This window comes from Oleiphilus sp. HI0132 (genome assembly GCF_001635845.1).
This window is the reverse complement of sequence record NZ_LWGJ01001400.1, coordinates 1-418: the sequence shown is the minus strand read 5'-3', so window position 1 is coordinate 418 and position 418 is coordinate 1. Positions and strand designations below refer to the sequence as shown.

Annotated in this window: 1 protein-coding gene; it reads left to right on the top strand. The window is 33.7% G+C overall.

The annotated features are described in order from the left end of the window. Window positions 1–264, top strand: a 264-nt coding sequence (locus A3766_RS32170) for a hypothetical protein (RefSeq protein WP_231882953.1), incomplete at its 5' end; no start/stop codon positions are given. Window positions 265–418: the final 154 nt, after the last annotated feature.

Genomic DNA, 418 nt, shown 5'->3' with positions numbered 1-418 from the left:
TCTTTATCAAATGATTCTTCAGATATAAAAAATAAACTAGATATTCTTAAATACTTAGTATCAAAAGGTGCAAATCTCTCTCACAAGTTCAATGATGGTCGCACATATTCACACTTTACGGAAGAGCCTTTGTTTGTTTCTTATCTAACCTCTAAAGGTGTGAACTTCGATGAAAAAAACAAAACACGTCATAATGAGCTCCTCAAAAAACAAAGGACTCTAACAAAAATTATCAGTCAAATAGAAACACTACAACAAAGGTAGTTTTGTAAGGCTATATTTCTAAGGTAATCGCAATGAATAGATTCTTGTGTTTGGTGCTAGCAGTTACTTTGTTAGGTTTTGGGCGCTCTTCCTATGCAGTATATGATTTAACCCTCTCTTTGCACGTAGAACCTCCTTTACAAGCACATAACTT